General features: G+C 59.0%; 18 protein-coding genes and 1 other RNA gene. 10 read left to right on the top strand and 9 right to left on the bottom strand.

The genetic code is table 11. The features are described 5' to 3' along the window. The first annotated feature begins 38 nt into the window (after positions 1-38). Both RUE5091_RS01745 and RUE5091_RS01740 read left to right on the top strand, forming a co-directional pair. Positions 39-248, top strand: a complete 210-nt coding sequence (locus RUE5091_RS01745; protein WP_058280148.1) for a DUF1127 domain-containing protein — start codon at positions 39-41, stop codon at positions 246-248. 182 nt (positions 249-430) lie between these two features. Then, a complete protein-coding gene (locus RUE5091_RS01740) occupies positions 431-1210 on the top strand; it encodes a Bax inhibitor-1/YccA family protein (RefSeq protein ID WP_058280360.1) in 780 nt (259 codons plus the stop codon). A 163-nt stretch (positions 1211-1373) separates the two neighbouring features. On the opposite strand, the gene RUE5091_RS01735 is transcribed toward RUE5091_RS01740, so the two are convergent. Together RUE5091_RS01735 and rpmG are read right to left on the bottom strand one after the other, a co-directional pair. Then, positions 1374-1880 carry a hypothetical protein gene (locus tag RUE5091_RS01735; RefSeq protein WP_165590740.1) on the bottom strand — a complete coding sequence of 169 codons (507 nt, stop codon included), beginning with the start codon at positions 1878-1880 and terminating at the stop codon, positions 1374-1376. A 207-nt stretch (positions 1881-2087) separates the two neighbouring features. Continuing rightward, entirely contained in the window at positions 2088-2255 is a 168-nt protein-coding gene (rpmG, locus tag RUE5091_RS01730; protein ID WP_037309480.1) for a 50S ribosomal protein L33, read from the bottom strand. A gap of 279 nt (positions 2256-2534) precedes the next feature. Here rpmG and RUE5091_RS01725 point away from each other — a divergent pair, with 279 nt between their 5' ends. The 3 genes from RUE5091_RS01725 to RUE5091_RS01715 all read left to right on the top strand — a co-directional run bounded on the left by RUE5091_RS01725 (position 2535) and on the right by RUE5091_RS01715 (position 4419). After that, positions 2535-3170 (top strand): DUF1326 domain-containing protein, encoded by a 636-nt coding sequence (locus RUE5091_RS01725; protein ID WP_058280359.1) that lies wholly within the window; start codon positions 2535-2537, stop codon positions 3168-3170. 11 nt (positions 3171-3181) lie between these two features. Continuing rightward, positions 3182-4018 carry a DUF2182 domain-containing protein gene (locus tag RUE5091_RS01720; protein ID WP_058280146.1) on the top strand — a complete coding sequence of 279 codons (837 nt, stop codon included), beginning with the start codon at positions 3182-3184 and terminating at the stop codon, positions 4016-4018. A gap of 68 nt (positions 4019-4086) precedes the next feature. Continuing rightward, positions 4087-4419 (top strand): GYD domain-containing protein, encoded by a 333-nt coding sequence (locus tag RUE5091_RS01715; protein ID WP_058280145.1) that lies wholly within the window; start codon positions 4087-4089, stop codon positions 4417-4419. A 9-nt stretch (positions 4420-4428) separates the two neighbouring features. Here the strand turns inward: RUE5091_RS01715 and rnpB are convergent. The 5 genes from rnpB to gatC all read right to left on the bottom strand — a co-directional run bounded on the left by rnpB (position 4429) and on the right by gatC (position 8159). Continuing rightward, positions 4429-4844: RNase P RNA component class A (gene rnpB, locus RUE5091_RS02790), an RNA gene on the bottom strand. 124 nt (positions 4845-4968) lie between these two features. Beyond that, entirely contained in the window at positions 4969-5688 is a 720-nt protein-coding gene (locus RUE5091_RS01710; RefSeq protein WP_058280144.1) for an N-acetylmuramoyl-L-alanine amidase, read from the bottom strand. After that, entirely contained in the window at positions 5627-6340 is a 714-nt protein-coding gene (locus RUE5091_RS01705; protein ID WP_058280143.1) for a hypothetical protein, read from the bottom strand. The genes RUE5091_RS01710 and RUE5091_RS01705 overlap by 62 nt, the downstream gene beginning before the upstream one ends. A gap of 40 nt (positions 6341-6380) precedes the next feature. Next, positions 6381-7868, bottom strand: coding sequence for an Asp-tRNA(Asn)/Glu-tRNA(Gln) amidotransferase subunit GatA (gene gatA, locus RUE5091_RS01700; protein WP_058280142.1), 1488 nt, complete (start codon positions 7866-7868; stop codon positions 6381-6383). A 3-nt stretch (positions 7869-7871) separates the two neighbouring features. After that, positions 7872-8159, bottom strand: a complete 288-nt coding sequence (gene gatC / locus RUE5091_RS01695; protein ID WP_058280141.1) for an Asp-tRNA(Asn)/Glu-tRNA(Gln) amidotransferase subunit GatC — start codon at positions 8157-8159, stop codon at positions 7872-7874. Positions 8160-8387: 228 nt separating this feature from the next. Between gatC and RUE5091_RS23190 the strand changes: the two genes are divergently transcribed. Both RUE5091_RS23190 and RUE5091_RS01690 read left to right on the top strand, forming a co-directional pair. Then, positions 8388-8546 carry a hypothetical protein gene (locus RUE5091_RS23190; protein ID WP_165590739.1) on the top strand — a complete coding sequence of 53 codons (159 nt, stop codon included), beginning with the start codon at positions 8388-8390 and terminating at the stop codon, positions 8544-8546. Between the two features lie 146 nt (positions 8547-8692). Further along, a complete protein-coding gene (locus tag RUE5091_RS01690; RefSeq protein ID WP_058280140.1) occupies positions 8693-9256 on the top strand; it encodes a DUF4202 domain-containing protein in 564 nt (187 codons plus the stop codon). Here the strand turns inward: RUE5091_RS01690 and RUE5091_RS01685 are convergent. Beyond that, positions 9247-9903, bottom strand: coding sequence for a ceramidase domain-containing protein (locus RUE5091_RS01685; RefSeq protein ID WP_058280139.1), 657 nt, complete (start codon positions 9901-9903; stop codon positions 9247-9249). The two genes, RUE5091_RS01690 and RUE5091_RS01685, sit on opposite strands and share 10 nt — an antisense overlap. 61 nt (positions 9904-9964) lie before the next feature. Between RUE5091_RS01685 and RUE5091_RS01680 the strand changes: the two genes are divergently transcribed. Next, on the top strand, positions 9965-10657 hold the full coding sequence (locus RUE5091_RS01680; RefSeq protein WP_058280138.1) for a metal-dependent hydrolase: 693 nt from the start codon (positions 9965-9967) through the stop codon (positions 10655-10657). On the opposite strand, the gene RUE5091_RS01675 is transcribed toward RUE5091_RS01680, so the two are convergent. Next, positions 10647-11108, bottom strand: a complete 462-nt coding sequence (locus tag RUE5091_RS01675; RefSeq protein WP_058280137.1) for a nucleoside deaminase — start codon at positions 11106-11108, stop codon at positions 10647-10649. The genes RUE5091_RS01680 and RUE5091_RS01675 overlap by 11 nt on opposite strands. A 61-nt stretch (positions 11109-11169) precedes the next feature. On the opposite strand from RUE5091_RS01675, the gene RUE5091_RS01670 reads away from it, so the two are divergent. Both RUE5091_RS01670 and RUE5091_RS01665 read left to right on the top strand, forming a co-directional pair. Next, a complete protein-coding gene (locus tag RUE5091_RS01670) occupies positions 11170-11979 on the top strand; it encodes a pseudouridine synthase (RefSeq protein WP_370731818.1) in 810 nt (269 codons plus the stop codon). 174 nt (positions 11980-12153) lie between these two features. Then, complete coding sequence (locus tag RUE5091_RS01665; RefSeq protein WP_058280135.1) at positions 12154-13068, top strand: 5-bromo-4-chloroindolyl phosphate hydrolysis family protein; 915 nt, start codon at positions 12154-12156, stop codon at positions 13066-13068. Positions 13069-13088: the final 20 nt, after the last annotated feature.

Raw genomic sequence — 13088 nt, 5'->3', positions numbered from 1 at the left:
CCGAATACTCATCGAGGATCAATGAAAGGACATATATTATGACCCAAATTGCAGTACACAATCCTTGCCCGCCTCGTCGCCGTTTTGGCCTGACCATGTTGTTGGATGCGTTTTCACTGCGTCGCCAGCGTTGCACTCTTGCTAGATTGGATGCACGAGCGTTGGAAGATATCGGAATCACCCGCGAACAGGCCGATGCCGAAGCTGCCCGCCCCATCTGGGATGCCCCGGAATTCTGGCAAAAATGATTCTGATACTCATGTTTTCCTACTGAATGGCGGCCCGCAGACGCAGGTCGCCATTTTGTTGCATGTTTTACCCGGTTTCCCGCTCTAAACTCTTGAAACACGGCCCGCAGTTGCCGATATTTGCTGGGAACGGGGTCCGGGTTTCGGACCGCGAAAAGAATTATGTGAAGGGAGACCTTTTAATGGCACAATTTGACACGATCCGGACGGCCGCCGGTACGCGCGCTGCCCAGATTGACGAGGGCCTGCGCGCCCATATGAACAAAGTCTACGGCACGATGTCCGTGGGTATGCTGATTACGGCGCTCGCCGCGTGGGCGATTGCCGGGCTTGCTGTGACCTCTGATCCGACCAACGCGGTGGCCCAGATCGGCGCTGACCGTTACTTGACCAGCTTGGGTGGAACATTGTTCCTGTCGCCGCTGAAATGGGTTGTGATGTTTGCACCGCTGGGCTTCCTGCTGTTTGGCTGGGGTGCTCTGATGCGTCGTGGCTCTGCCGCGGCAGTCCAACTGGGCTTCTTCGTCTTCGCCGCCGTTATGGGCATTTCGATGAGCTCGATCTTCATGATCTTCACACCGTATTCGATCACGCAGACCTTCCTGGTCACGGCCGTTGCCTTCGCGGGTCTGAGCCTGTTTGGTTACACCACCAAGCGCAACCTGAGCGGCATGGGCACTTTCCTGATGATGGGTGTGATCGGCCTGCTGGTTGCAATGGTCATCAACCTGTTCCTGCAGTCGGGCCCAATGATGCTGGCAATCTCGGCCATCGGTCTGCTGATCTTTGCTGGTCTGACCGCGTTCTACACGCAAGACATCAAGAACACCTACATTGCACACGCGACCCATGGTGATCAGGAATGGCTGAACAAAGCCGCGATTGACGGCGCGCTGAGCCTGTACATCTCGTTCCTGAACATGTTCCAGTTCCTACTGATGTTCATGGGGCAGCAAGAATAACGCGCCTCATCGCTGCACCAATCAAACAGGGCGGGTCAATCGACCCGCCCTTTTCTTTTTATCGCATCCGTCACCGCCGTTCGGCTAAGCCCTCATCAGGTGCCACAAAGTAGAAAGGCCCCGTCCAGATGACGAGGCCTTGGAAGATAGAATGAACGGGGCCTTAACTGCAGTTCAGCGGCACCGCAAACCCAGAGCTGCTGCCGGAAGAGCCTTTGCGATAAACGTCTCCAGCGGGCAAACAGCCAGTGAACTGTTCTGCATTGCGACCAAAGTTGGCACCGATCTGATTGTCGATACGCGTAGTGTTATTCGCGGTGCGCAGAACACCATACAGGGTGCCGTTCACATTGACCGTGCTGAGGAACAGGTTTGTATCTTGCCCGGTCAGAACCACCGCGCTCGTATCGCTGCGTCCACCATTTTCGATGGCGACCCTGGCGACTTTCTCAAGCTCGGTCGCATCCGTCGTAACAGCCACTTCTGGCAGAACAGCCAGCTCAGCAGGTACATTCGTCGCGGGTGGCAGGAAACCCACCGCACCCGGTACGTCGGAAAGCGTGCGGGGTTCACCATCGATACCCGTGAATCCAACACCCTCGCGGTTATACGGATCTTCGCAGGCCGCTAGGGCCAGAACGATCATAGAGGAAAACAAGATTTTTTTCATGACGGCCAACATTTTGGAACGAGTTGTTGAAGCGTAGAGGCAAGCCATTTGAAAAAGCAACCCGTCGACGGGACGATTGCCTCAACCGCTGATGCTTCGTTGCAACGGCACAAGGGTTCACTTGCGCATCATCTCCCGGGGCATACGCAAAGAAAAAGGGTCCTGCCGTGGCAGAACCCTTTGAAACTGTCCAAGCTGGACGGCAGATTACTTAATCTTGCCTTCCTTGTACTCGACATGTTTCCGAACGACCGGATCGTATTTACGAATGGTCATTTTCTCGGTCATGGTGCGAGCGTTTTTCTTGGTCACGTAGAAGTGGCCCGTACCCGCGGTCGAGTTCAGACGGATCTTGATTGTCGTCGGCTTCGCCATGGTTATCTCCTGCGTCCGGAAAGGCAGGGGCCTTTCGGTTGAATTCCTATGAGCGTGCGCTTTTACCCGGTCGCGCAGCCGAGTCAACCGGATTCCGTCTGGAAAGCGCACAAATCCTGCCGTCGCGTCCTGCCTCGGTTTGGCGCGCTCACAGTTCTGTGATATGGTCCCGCCATTCTATCCCGCAAAGAAGCCGACGACAGGCTCGTATTTCAAAACGGCAGCAACAGGCGAAACCCTCTGTCAGCAGAGGTTTTAAGCATGTTTTTGGGGGCTATCATGACGGAATGGGAAATTCAGGGCGAAGAATTGGCCAATTGTAACTGCAATTTTGGTTGTCCATGCCAGTTCAGTGTTCTTCCAAGCCACGGTAACTGCGAGGCCGTTGTCGTATTTGACATCGCATCCGGGCGCTATGGCGATACAGATCTTTCCGGAGTGCGCGCGGCAGGTGTGTACCACTGGCCCGGCCCCATTCACGAGGGCAACGGACAGATGCAATTGATCGTTAACGAGAGCACTAGTGCCGATCAGCGCTCCGCCATAGAGGCCATCATGAAAGGTGAGGATACCGACGAAATGGCCACCATGTGGTACGTCTACAGCGCTATGGCCCCGACAAAGCATGACACACTGTATGCCCCGATCGAGTTGAAATGGGACCGGGACGAGCGTACCGGATATGCCAAGGTTTCAGGTGTGTTTGACGTAGAGGTCAATCCGATTCCGCATATCGTTTCGGGCATGCCGCACCGGGCTTCGATACAACTGCCTAACGGATTCGAATATCGCCATGCCGAGGCGGCGTCGGGGACGGCCAAGACAACAGGCGGCGCAATCAGTCTGACCTTTGACGCGACGCACGCGCATCTGGCACATCTCAACATCTCAGGGCATGGGGTCCTCGGCGCATAGCGGGGGCTGACATGAGCACATCCCCTCCCCGACCCGGCGTAGTAGACCGGATGCTGCGACGCGACAGCAGCATCGTTCTGTTCTGCGTTCTGCTGATCATTCTGGGCGCGTTCTGGTACACGATTGCAGGCATCGGCATGAACATGTCCGCCATCGACATGACCCGGATGGCGGGGCCAATTGGCGAACCGATGCGCATGGCAACCGAAGTTCGCTGGACTCCGGCCTATGCCATACTGATTTTCCTGATGTGGTGGGTCATGATGATTGCCATGATGACCCCCAGCGCCGCCCCCACCGTGCTGTTGTATACGGCCATCAAGCGGATGGGGCCGGACAGGTCGCAGGCGTCGCGTCTCAGCCTGCTTTTCCTGTCAGGCTATTTGGCCGCATGGGCATTGTTCAGCATCATTGCGACGGGCGCGCAGTGGTGGATGGAAAGCATCGGTCTATCAGATGGTCCGATGATGACGATCCATTCGAAATTTTTCGCTGGTTGTGTGCTGATCGCTGCAGGGCTGTATCAGATGTCCAGCCTTAAGACCGCCTGCCTTCGCCATTGCCGTAGCCCTGCCCAGTTCCTGGCCGATCACAATCGGCCCGGTAACTATGGCGCGTTTCGTACAGGCGCACTGCATGGCGCGTTTTGCCTGGGCTGCTGCTGGGCTTTGATGCTGTTGCTGTTCGTCGGCGGTGTGATGAACCTGTATTGGATCGTCGGCATCGCCCTTTATGTCGCGCTGGAAAAGCTGATGCCACGGGCGCGGTGGTTAGTTCCGCTTACCGGTCTGGCACTGATCGTCGCGGGCATTTGGCTGGTTGCCAACCCGCTTTTTGCGACTGCCTGACAGGCGCATGAAGGCCAAAGGACCGGCCAATTTTCGGGTCCTGCATAAACTTTTAACAGGAGGTAGACATGCCAATTTTCATTACTTACGCGTCCTATTCACAAGATGGCGTCAAAGGAATGCTGAAAAAGCCCGTGGACCGCTCGGGCGCAGTCAGGGCATTGCTGAAGAAAGCCGGCGGCAAACTGGTGGCGTTTTACATGACCTCGGGTGACAATGACGTGGTGGTCGTCAGCGAGTTGCCGGAAGGCACGGATGCAGTTGCTATCGGTATGGCCGTTGCAGCCTCGGGCGCGGTGTCCAAGGTTGAAACCGTGCGTGCCTGGAAGGCGAAGGACTTTGTCGCCGTCACCAAAAAAGCCGCCAAACTGACCGGAGCTTACAAAGCGCCGGGCCGGTAATCGGGGAATATGCGCGGAGGGCCTGTAAGCCGGATCTTGTTCCGGGGTAGCCCCCTTCGATGACCATTCCTCTAGGCCGCGCATTGCTGCGCGGCTCAAGCTGCCAACCCGGTCCCTCTCGGCCAAGACGAGCTTAGCGGCGGTATCGGCTGACGCCGACCGGCCCGCGCGGGGACCCTATTTGGCATTGCTCCCGGTGGGGCTTGCCGTGCCGCCACTGTTGCCAGCGGCGCGGTGGGCTCTTACCCCACCGTTTCACCCTTACCGCGTTTTGCCGGAGGCGAACCTCTGCAATGGTGCGGCGGTCTGATTTCTGTGGCGCTTTCCGTCGGGTTGCCCCGCCCGGGCGTTACCCGGCACCGTTGTCTTGTGGAGTCCGGACTTTCCTCTCGGGCATACGCCCCAGCGGCCATCCGGCCCTCCGCGCGGGGTCGTGGGTATGCTTTGGGTCCGGCGGCGTCAAGGGCAGATGGAGCGTGAAGGCGCCATCCGTTTCTTGGCCTGCGGCCAATTCGACCTCAAGATATTTTTGGCCAGATGAAGAGCGGATCAGGTTTTCCTAGCCAATGGCGCAAGATCGTCCGGCCCCAGCGGACCTTTGCCCCATGGGCGATATCTGAGGCGCACGGCGGCAAGAAGCGTGTCGTCGTCGACCTCGGCTGTGTAACCTGCTGCATGTGCCAAGGCGCTGAAATTGTCTGCCGGGGCATTACCGGGTCCGCTTTGCGAGCGTTTCCCGGCAAGATTCATGTGTTCCAGCCGTTGCCAAGGGAAGCGCAGACCGGGATCGGATTTTCGGCCCGGTGCCATGTCGGAATGGCCGATCACATGTTCCGGGGGGATCGACCAGCGATTCATGATCTGGTGCAGAAGGGATTCCAACACTTCGAGTTGTGGCTCGGGAAAAGGGTGCGCACCAGAATTGTCCAGTTCAATTCCGATCGAGCGGGAATTGATATCGCTCTGACCATGCCACTCGCCTGCCCCGGCGTGCCATGCCCGATCCTCTTCCCGCACCATCTGCCAGAGTGTGCCATCCATACCGATAAGGAAATGCGCGGACACTTCATGAGCCGGATCACACAAGCGATCCAGCGCCGCCTGAGCATCCTTCATTGCTGTGTAGTGCAGGACAATCAGCGATGGCGTCAGCCCATCCCTGCGTTCGCCAAAATTAGGGGACGGGTGCCAGACGGGCGTCAGCGGTTCAGTTGTTGACGGCACTGCGGAACGGGCTGGGGTCCCAGCCACAAGCGTAGCCGTCGCCATCCGGGTCAAGACCCTTGCGGTCACGCTGCGGGCCGCCGTTGGACAGGAACTCAATCTGCGCCTGATCCGGAGATGGATAGCGTGCGCAATTGCGTTGCGCCTTGGCCTGAAGATTGAAACCGGCACGGCTGTACAGTTGGGTTCCGACCGGATTCGACGTGTTCAGTGCGTATTGCACAATATTGGGCTGGCCGTCCGTTCCACGTTGAGGAACAGCCGTAGGCGCGACCACCTCATAAGTCTGACGGTTCTGTTCGATCAATGCAGCGTCGGATTCGATGGTGCGGCGATCAGAGACCGCTCCGAAATCCTGTTCGTCCGAAATCGCAGTATTGATGGGATCTTCAACAGGTGACGGCGCGGGTGTGACCGTGCCTTGCGCTGACGTGCCCGCCAGCGCAGCTGCGGTTGCCGAAGCGAGGTCGGCATTTTCGCCGGTTGGCAACGGGGTAACTGTGCTGGGTGCACCCAACTGCTGCTCAGACACTTCGGCCGGGCCTAGCAAGGGGTTACCTGTATAGCCCTGCCCCGCCAATTGCGCCTCTCGCTGCGCCTGATAGGAGGGCGTGTTGAAATCCGTGCCACCTATCGGGGCCACCGTATTACAGGCGGCCGCGAACCCAATTGCGGGGATCAGAAGCGTAAAGCGCATCCAGCTGCTCCGTCTTTCGTTGTCTTGCCTGACCCGAGGATTACCACCATTTGCCCGGCTTGGCCACAAACCCGGCGGCGTTTTCCAGCGCATAAGCGGTGTTGAGCAGATCGCCCTCGTCCCACGGCCGACCGATCAGCTGCAGGCCAAGCGGCAGGCCCTGTTTGTCCAGACCAGCAGGTACCGCGACACCCGGCAGACCGGCCAAGTTCACCGTCACAGTGAAGACGTCGTTCAGGTACATCTGAACCGGGTCCGCCTCGGTCATTTCACCCAGGCCGAAAGCGGCCGACGGCGTTGCCGGGGTCAGGATTGCGTCGACACCTGCGGCGAAGACATCTTCGAAGTCTTTCTTGATCAGAGTTCGGACGCGGCGTGCGCGGTTGTAGTAGGCGTCGTAGAAGCCTGCCGACAACACGTAGGTACCGACCATGACGCGGCGCTGCACTTCGTGGCCAAAGCCTTCGGCGCGGGTCTTTTCGTACATCTCGGTGATGCCGTCGCCCTGCGCCAGCTGCGCGCGGCGGCCATAGCGGACACCGTCATAGCGCGCGAGGTTCGAGGATGCCTCGGCCGGTGCGATCACGTAATACGCCGGCAGCGCGTATTTGGTGTGCGGCAGCGAGATATCGACGATCTCAGCCCCTGCTGCTTTCAGCATCTCAGCCCCTTCGGACCAGAGCTTTTCGATCTCGGCCGGCATGCCATCCATGCGGTATTCTTTTGGAATACCGATTTTCTTGCCCTTGATGTCACCCGTCAGCATCGCCTCGAAATTCGGCACGGCCAGTTCGGCGCTGGTCGAATCCTTAGCGTCGTGACCGCACATGGTTTCCAGCATGATCGCCGCATCACGTACGTTCTTGGTCATTGGCCCGGCCTGATCCAGCGAGGACGCAAAGGCCACGATACCCCAACGCGAGCAGCGGCCATAGGTCGGCTTGATACCGGTGATGCCAACAAAGGCGGCAGGCTGACGAATCGAGCCGCCGGTATCGGTGCCCGTTGCAGCCAGGCACAGGTCGGCGGCAACAGCCGACGCCGACCCGCCGGACGAACCACCCGGCGTCAACTGCGCATCGTCATTGCCGCGTCGCCACGGGCTGACCGCGTTGCCATAGACAGAGGTTTCGTTGGACGAGCCCATGGCGAATTCGTCCATGTTCAGCTTGCCCAGCATCACCGCGCCCGCATCAGCCAGTTGCTGGGACACGGTGGATTCGTATTCGGGCTTGAAGCCTTCCAGAATCTTTGACGCCGCCTGTGACGGCACGCCCTTGGTGCAGAACAGGTCTTTGATGCCGATTGGCAGACCGCACATCGACGGCGCGTCGCCGCCCTTGATCCGCTCATCCGCCGCCTTGGCACGCTCCAAAGCAATCTCGGGCGTTTTGTGGACAAAAGCGTTCAGTGCGTCGGCATCGTCGATGGCCTTGAGGCAGGATTCGGTCAGTTCAACCGAGGTCACATCACCCTTGCGCAGCGCGTCGCGGGCCTCGGCCAGGCCCAGTTTGTTCAGATCGCTCATGTCTTACTCCACCACTTTGGGGACTGCGAAAAAGCCTTCGCGCGCGTCGGGGGCGTTGGCCAGAACCTTAGCCTGCTGGTTGCCGTCAGTAACCACATCCTCACGACGCTTTAGGCGCATCGGCTCGACCGAGACCATCGGCTCGACGCCTTCGACATCGACCTCGTTCAGTTGCTCGATGAACCCAAGAATGGTGTTGAACTCGGACGCCAGCGCGGGCAGCGCGTCATCCTCGACCTTGATCCGGGCCAGTTTGGCCACCTTGGCGGCGGTGCTTTGGTCAATCGACATCGGAAAACCTCATATGCGTTAGGGGGCATTTACCTGTCTGGTGCCCGGGTCGCAAGTCCACCGAAGTGCGGATGTGGTCCTGTTTCCCACATGAGTGCAAGCAGCCATTCAAATCTGAATAACCAGTATGCGCAAAAGTAAACTAGTTAGTTCAGTTTTTGCCTTGAAAAAGTGAACTGAACTGTTCACCTCATAGAGCACGGCACAGCCGAAAACCGGAGAAAGAAAATGAAAACCTTCATTACCGCAGCCCTTTTGACCGCAACTGTTCTGAGCACCCCCGCCATGGCCTTTGGCCCCAGCACGCAAACCCTGATCCCCGACCTTTCATTTCCGGCCCCCGCATCCGAGACGGTGACGCAGGACAGTGCCAATCTGGGCAAATAAGATGACGTGCGCGGCCGGGCCAGAATCCCCCTGCTGGCCCGGTCAGGATGCAATTGCCTGCTGCATCCATTGAAACCAACCGCTACGATGATGCGAACTAATCCGCCGGGTTGCAGTGCAATTCCGGCAAGCTAACGGAGCGAGAGATGAGCGCACGCAAGCAAACGGTTCTGGATGCTATAGATGCAGCCAACCAGCAGGACCCCACGATCGAAGACGGCCAGCCCGCCGCCCTGCTATACGGCCAAAGGATGAGCGCCGAGTTAGACAGGCTGTTTCCCGATGCCTCGGACCCGTTGCAGATCGCGGCGCGCGGTCAGCATGTGGAACGCTGGAAGCTGGCCCGCAGCGAATACCCCGAAGGTCGCACCGGATATCTGACATGGCGCAAAGCGCAGGCTGAACATCACGCCGAAATTGTCATGGGATTGATGAAAAGGGCCGGATACAGCGCGGATGAGACCGAATCTGCCGGCCGCATGCTGCGCAAACAAGGCATCAAGCGCGATGATGAGGTTCAGGCGCTGGAAGACGTTATCTGTTTCGTTTTCCTCAAGTGGTATTTCGCGCCTTTCGCGGAAAAGCACTCAGCCGAGAAAATTCAGCGCATTGTCGAAAAAACCGCGCGCAAGATGTCCGGCGACGGACGGGCGCGGGTTCTTTCCGAGTTTGACCTACCGGAACATCTGGCCACCGCGTTTCAGGTCTGAGACGCGCGGGTCAGGTGCCTGCGATAGACCTCTATCATCCAACCCAACATGACGGCGTTCAGGATGTGCCACATGAAATGTGTGCCCAGTGGCATATGCCCGCAAATGGGGGCATCGAGCGCACGAAAGGTAATCGAGGCTATCAGGATGGCCGCCCCGATGGCCAAACCCCGCGCGGTATCCGGCACCCGGTGGCGCAGCAAGACCGCGTAAATCAGGATCAGCAGCGGAACCGGAGCGTAAGCCGCTGATCCTCCCAGCCCCGGAACAAGCTGAAACACGGGAACGGTCAGCGCTGCGTAAGGTATGAACAGGGCCGTCACGATTGCCGCGATCATCGGTCTAAACCGCCAGACGTCCCGGTTGATGGCGAAGATATAGACCAGAATATACAGCAGGATCGGCACAACATCCGCCATGGCCGCCCAGGCCTGAGCGTGAGTATGGAACAGGTAGCTGCCGACGCCGATGGTGGCCAGAATGACCAACAGCGCCATCGCCAGCGGCATTCCTTGCCCCCGCACGCGCCGCCACATCACAAATGCCGCAATCAGAAACGCCGCGTTTGTCAAGGCGTTGATCGGCTCGGCCCAATAGGCGGGCGACAGGCGCTCGCAATAGCCATCAATTTCCTGAAACCAGTCCATGCACTTTTACATAGCCGATGCTAGGTTGATGCCAACAGTATGATCAGGAGGATTTTTTTCAATGAATATCATCTGGCTGGGCCACGGCAGTTTCCGCATTGAAACCGGCGGGCAGGTGCTGCTGATCGACCCCTGGCTGACCGGGAATCCGGTGCTGTCCGAGGACCACCATGACAACGCGCTGGATGGTGCGACACACATTCTGCTGACGCACACACATTTCGATCACGTTGCGGACGTGGTGTCGCTGGCCAAGCACCTGAAAGTACCCGTGGTCGGCCAATATGACCTGATGGGGTATTGGAGCGAGACCGAAGGGCTGGAAACCATCGGTTTCAACAAAGGCGGCACAGTGGATTTGAACGGGGTCAAGGTATCCATGGTTCCAGCCTCACATAGCTCGACCTTTTCAACGCCGGACGGCCTGCGGACCGGTGGCAGCGAGGTCGGCTTCATGATCGCCTCGGACGGGCACATGCTTTACGTGTCAGGGGACACCGACATCATGGCCGATATGGAATGGATGGGCGATTACTACAAACCCGATATCGGCATCCTGTCGGCGGGCGGGCATTTCACCATGGACATGAAGGGCACGGCCTATGCGGCCAAGCGGTATTTCAATTTCAAGACAGTGATTCCCTGCCATTACAAAACCTTCCCAATTCTGGAACAGTCTGCTCAGGCGCTGATTGATGGGTTGCCGGGGGTGGACGTGATCGAACCTGAGTTGATGAAACCTATCACTCTTTAAAATCACGGCGTGCAGCGAAGAAGGCTTTCAGAAGATCGGCGGCCTCTTGTGCAGCGATGCCGTCGTAAATTTCGGGGACATGGTGCGCCTGTTTATGGGTGAAAACCCGCGCACCATGGGCCACGCCGCCCGATTTCGGATCGGCGGCCCCATAGTATATACGCCGGATGCGCGCCGCGGCCAAAGCCGCCGCGCACATCGCGCAGGGTTCCAGCGTGACGTAAAGGTCATGGTCCGGCAGCCGTTCTGACCGAACCCCGGCGCAGGCCACGCGCAGGGCCAAGATCTCGGCATGGGCGGTGGGGTCGTTCAACTCGCGCGTCCGGTTGCCTGCTGAGGCCACGATCCGGCCGTCGGGTGCGACGATCACGGCGCCCACCGGAACCTCTCCGCGATCTGCGGCAGCGCGCGCCTCGACCAGCGCCTTGTCCATATGTGATTTGAACGTCATGCCTCTGACTGCATCAGAAACCTGTCTTTCGCAAGCGGGCGGGATGCGCTATGGGCTGCGGATGACCAAAACCCCTCCTCCCGGCGACCGGATCGCCAAAGTTCTTGCCCGCGCAGGCGTTGCCTCGCGCCGTGAAGCTGAACGTATGATCGAAGCAGGCCGAGTGGCCGTGAATGGCAAGGTCATCGACAGCCCGGCCCTGAACGTGACCGCCAAAGACAAGATCGTCGTCGACGGCAAACCGGTGTCGGAACCTGAACCCTCGCGCCTGTGGCTGTATCACAAGCCGTCCGGCCTGGTGACGACAACGCGCGACGAAAAAGGCCGCGCCACCATTTTCGACAACCTGCCCGAAGACATGCCCCGCGTCATGAGCGTTGGACGGCTGGACCTGAACTCGGAAGGGTTACTGTTGCTGACCAATGATGGCGGCATCAAACGCAAGCTGGAACTGCCTTCGACTGGTTGGCTGCGCAAATACCGCGTTCGGGTGAATGGGCGGCCGAAGGACGAAGATTTTGCGCCGCTGCGCAAAGGGCTTGTGATCGACGGAGAGCGTTTCCTGCCGATGGACGTGTCGCTGGACCGTCAGCAAGGCGCAAATGCGTGGCTGACCATTGGCCTGCGCGAAGGTAAAAACCGCGAGATTCGCCGCGCGATAGAGGATATCGGCTATGCCGTGAACCGCCTGCTGCGGGTGTCTTACGGCCCTTTCCAGCTGGGCAATCTGAAGCCCGGCGAGGTTGAAGAGATCCGCCGCCGCGTGATGCGGGACCAGTTGGGGTTGGACGGCGAACCTGACGCCAAACCCAAACGCCCTGCCCGTCCGCAAAGAAAACGGCCACCGATCGGCAAGAAACCTCGCAAGTGACGCGGGTTTAGCAACCTTCCCCCTAGCGCCAAGCCCGCGCATCGCCTAAATTTTCCGTAAGTTATTCCACGGGGGAACGCCATGTCAGGGACCGGAGTGCAAAAACTGGCCTATGCGGCCCTTCTTGTGCTGATGCTCGGTGTCTGTACCGGTGTGCTGGGGGGACTATAGCGCATGGCTAAGCGGTATGGCGGAAAATTCAGCCCCGAAGGCGGCGGCTCTGACGACGACCAACCGCAGCGCGGACAATTTCATGGCGCACGCGTCGAACCGGCGGGCGCACGGGCCAATATCCTTTTTCTGCCTGCCATTCCCCTGGTGTTTCTGTCGCTAAACGACGGTGCAGTCGGCATGACGATCGGGCTGATCGCCGCTGGCCTGCTGACCGCCGCTGCCTTTCTGTTGCGCGAAGGTTTGCGCGCCGAGGCCGAATTTAACGCACGTCGCACCGCGCGACGCCCGGCCTTTCCACGCAAGATTTTCGCAAGCGTGTTGACCGGTATTGGTGTCGCTGTGGCCGCGTACCGGACGGAATACCTGGATGCCGAAACTGCTGCTCAGGCCGGCCTGCTGGCCCCGATCCTGTTCGGGGTGGTGGCAACGGTCCTGCATTCCGTGTCCTTCGGTCTGGACCCGATGAAAGACAAGGGCATGGAGGGGGTCGACACCTTTCAGCAAGACCGCGTGGCCCGTGTGGTTGAAGATGCCGAAACCCATCTGACAGAGATGACCGATGCTATAAAACGTGCAGGCGACCGCCGGATCGAGGCGCGCGTCGAACGGTTTCAGGAAACCGCCCGCGATCTGTTTCGCACGGTCGAGGAAGACCCGCGTGATCTGGCCGGCGCCCGCAAATACCTGACCGTCTATCTGCAGGGTGCCCGTGACGCGACGGTGAAGTTTGCCGATGTCTACGCCCGAACCCGCGATGCGCAGGCCCTGACCGACTATTCGGCTCTGCTGGACGATCTGGAACAGAATTTCGCGGCTCGCACCCGCAAGATGCTATTGGATGACCGCAGCGATCTGACGGTTGAAATTGACGTGTTGCGCGAACGGCTGCAGCGCGAAGGCGTCCGGTTGGACTAACCGGCCCATTTTTTGAGAGA

Origin of the sequence: Ruegeria denitrificans, from assembly GCF_001458295.1 — a bacterium.
GTDB classification, from domain to species: Bacteria; Pseudomonadota; Alphaproteobacteria; order Rhodobacterales; family Rhodobacteraceae; genus Ruegeria; species Ruegeria denitrificans.
This window is presented reverse-complemented; position numbering and strand designations above follow the sequence as displayed.

Excerpts from the sequence above, each read along its gene's own strand:
- RUE5091_RS01745 (WP_058280148.1), top strand. The coding sequence starts at position 39 with ATGACCCAAATTGCAGTACACAATCCTTGCCCGCCTCGTCGCCGTTTT.
- RUE5091_RS01740 (WP_058280360.1), top strand. The coding sequence starts at position 431 with ATGGCACAATTTGACACGATCCGGACGGCCGCCGGTACGCGCGCTGCC.
- RUE5091_RS01735 (WP_165590740.1), bottom strand. The coding sequence starts at position 1,880 with ATGAAAAAAATCTTGTTTTCCTCTATGATCGTTCTGGCCCTAGCGGCC.
- rpmG (WP_037309480.1), bottom strand. The coding sequence starts at position 2,255 with ATGGCGAAGCCGACGACAATCAAGATCCGTCTGAACTCGACCGCGGGT.
- RUE5091_RS01725 (WP_058280359.1), top strand. The coding sequence starts at position 2,535 with ATGACGGAATGGGAAATTCAGGGCGAAGAATTGGCCAATTGTAACTGC.
- RUE5091_RS01720 (WP_058280146.1), top strand. The coding sequence starts at position 3,182 with ATGAGCACATCCCCTCCCCGACCCGGCGTAGTAGACCGGATGCTGCGA.
- RUE5091_RS01715 (WP_058280145.1), top strand. The coding sequence starts at position 4,087 with ATGCCAATTTTCATTACTTACGCGTCCTATTCACAAGATGGCGTCAAA.
- RUE5091_RS01710 (WP_058280144.1), bottom strand. The coding sequence starts at position 5,688 with ATGGCGACGGCTACGCTTGTGGCTGGGACCCCAGCCCGTTCCGCAGTG.
- RUE5091_RS01705 (WP_058280143.1), bottom strand. The coding sequence starts at position 6,340 with ATGCGCTTTACGCTTCTGATCCCCGCAATTGGGTTCGCGGCCGCCTGT.
- gatA (WP_058280142.1), bottom strand. The coding sequence starts at position 7,868 with ATGAGCGATCTGAACAAACTGGGCCTGGCCGAGGCCCGCGACGCGCTG.
- gatC (WP_058280141.1), bottom strand. The coding sequence starts at position 8,159 with ATGTCGATTGACCAAAGCACCGCCGCCAAGGTGGCCAAACTGGCCCGG.
- RUE5091_RS23190 (WP_165590739.1), top strand. The coding sequence starts at position 8,388 with ATGAAAACCTTCATTACCGCAGCCCTTTTGACCGCAACTGTTCTGAGC.
- RUE5091_RS01690 (WP_058280140.1), top strand. The coding sequence starts at position 8,693 with ATGAGCGCACGCAAGCAAACGGTTCTGGATGCTATAGATGCAGCCAAC.
- RUE5091_RS01685 (WP_058280139.1), bottom strand. The coding sequence starts at position 9,903 with ATGGACTGGTTTCAGGAAATTGATGGCTATTGCGAGCGCCTGTCGCCC.
- RUE5091_RS01680 (WP_058280138.1), top strand. The coding sequence starts at position 9,965 with ATGAATATCATCTGGCTGGGCCACGGCAGTTTCCGCATTGAAACCGGC.
- RUE5091_RS01675 (WP_058280137.1), bottom strand. The coding sequence starts at position 11,108 with ATGACGTTCAAATCACATATGGACAAGGCGCTGGTCGAGGCGCGCGCT.
- RUE5091_RS01670 (WP_370731818.1), top strand. The coding sequence starts at position 11,170 with ATGACCAAAACCCCTCCTCCCGGCGACCGGATCGCCAAAGTTCTTGCC.
- RUE5091_RS01665 (WP_058280135.1), top strand. The coding sequence starts at position 12,154 with ATGGCTAAGCGGTATGGCGGAAAATTCAGCCCCGAAGGCGGCGGCTCT.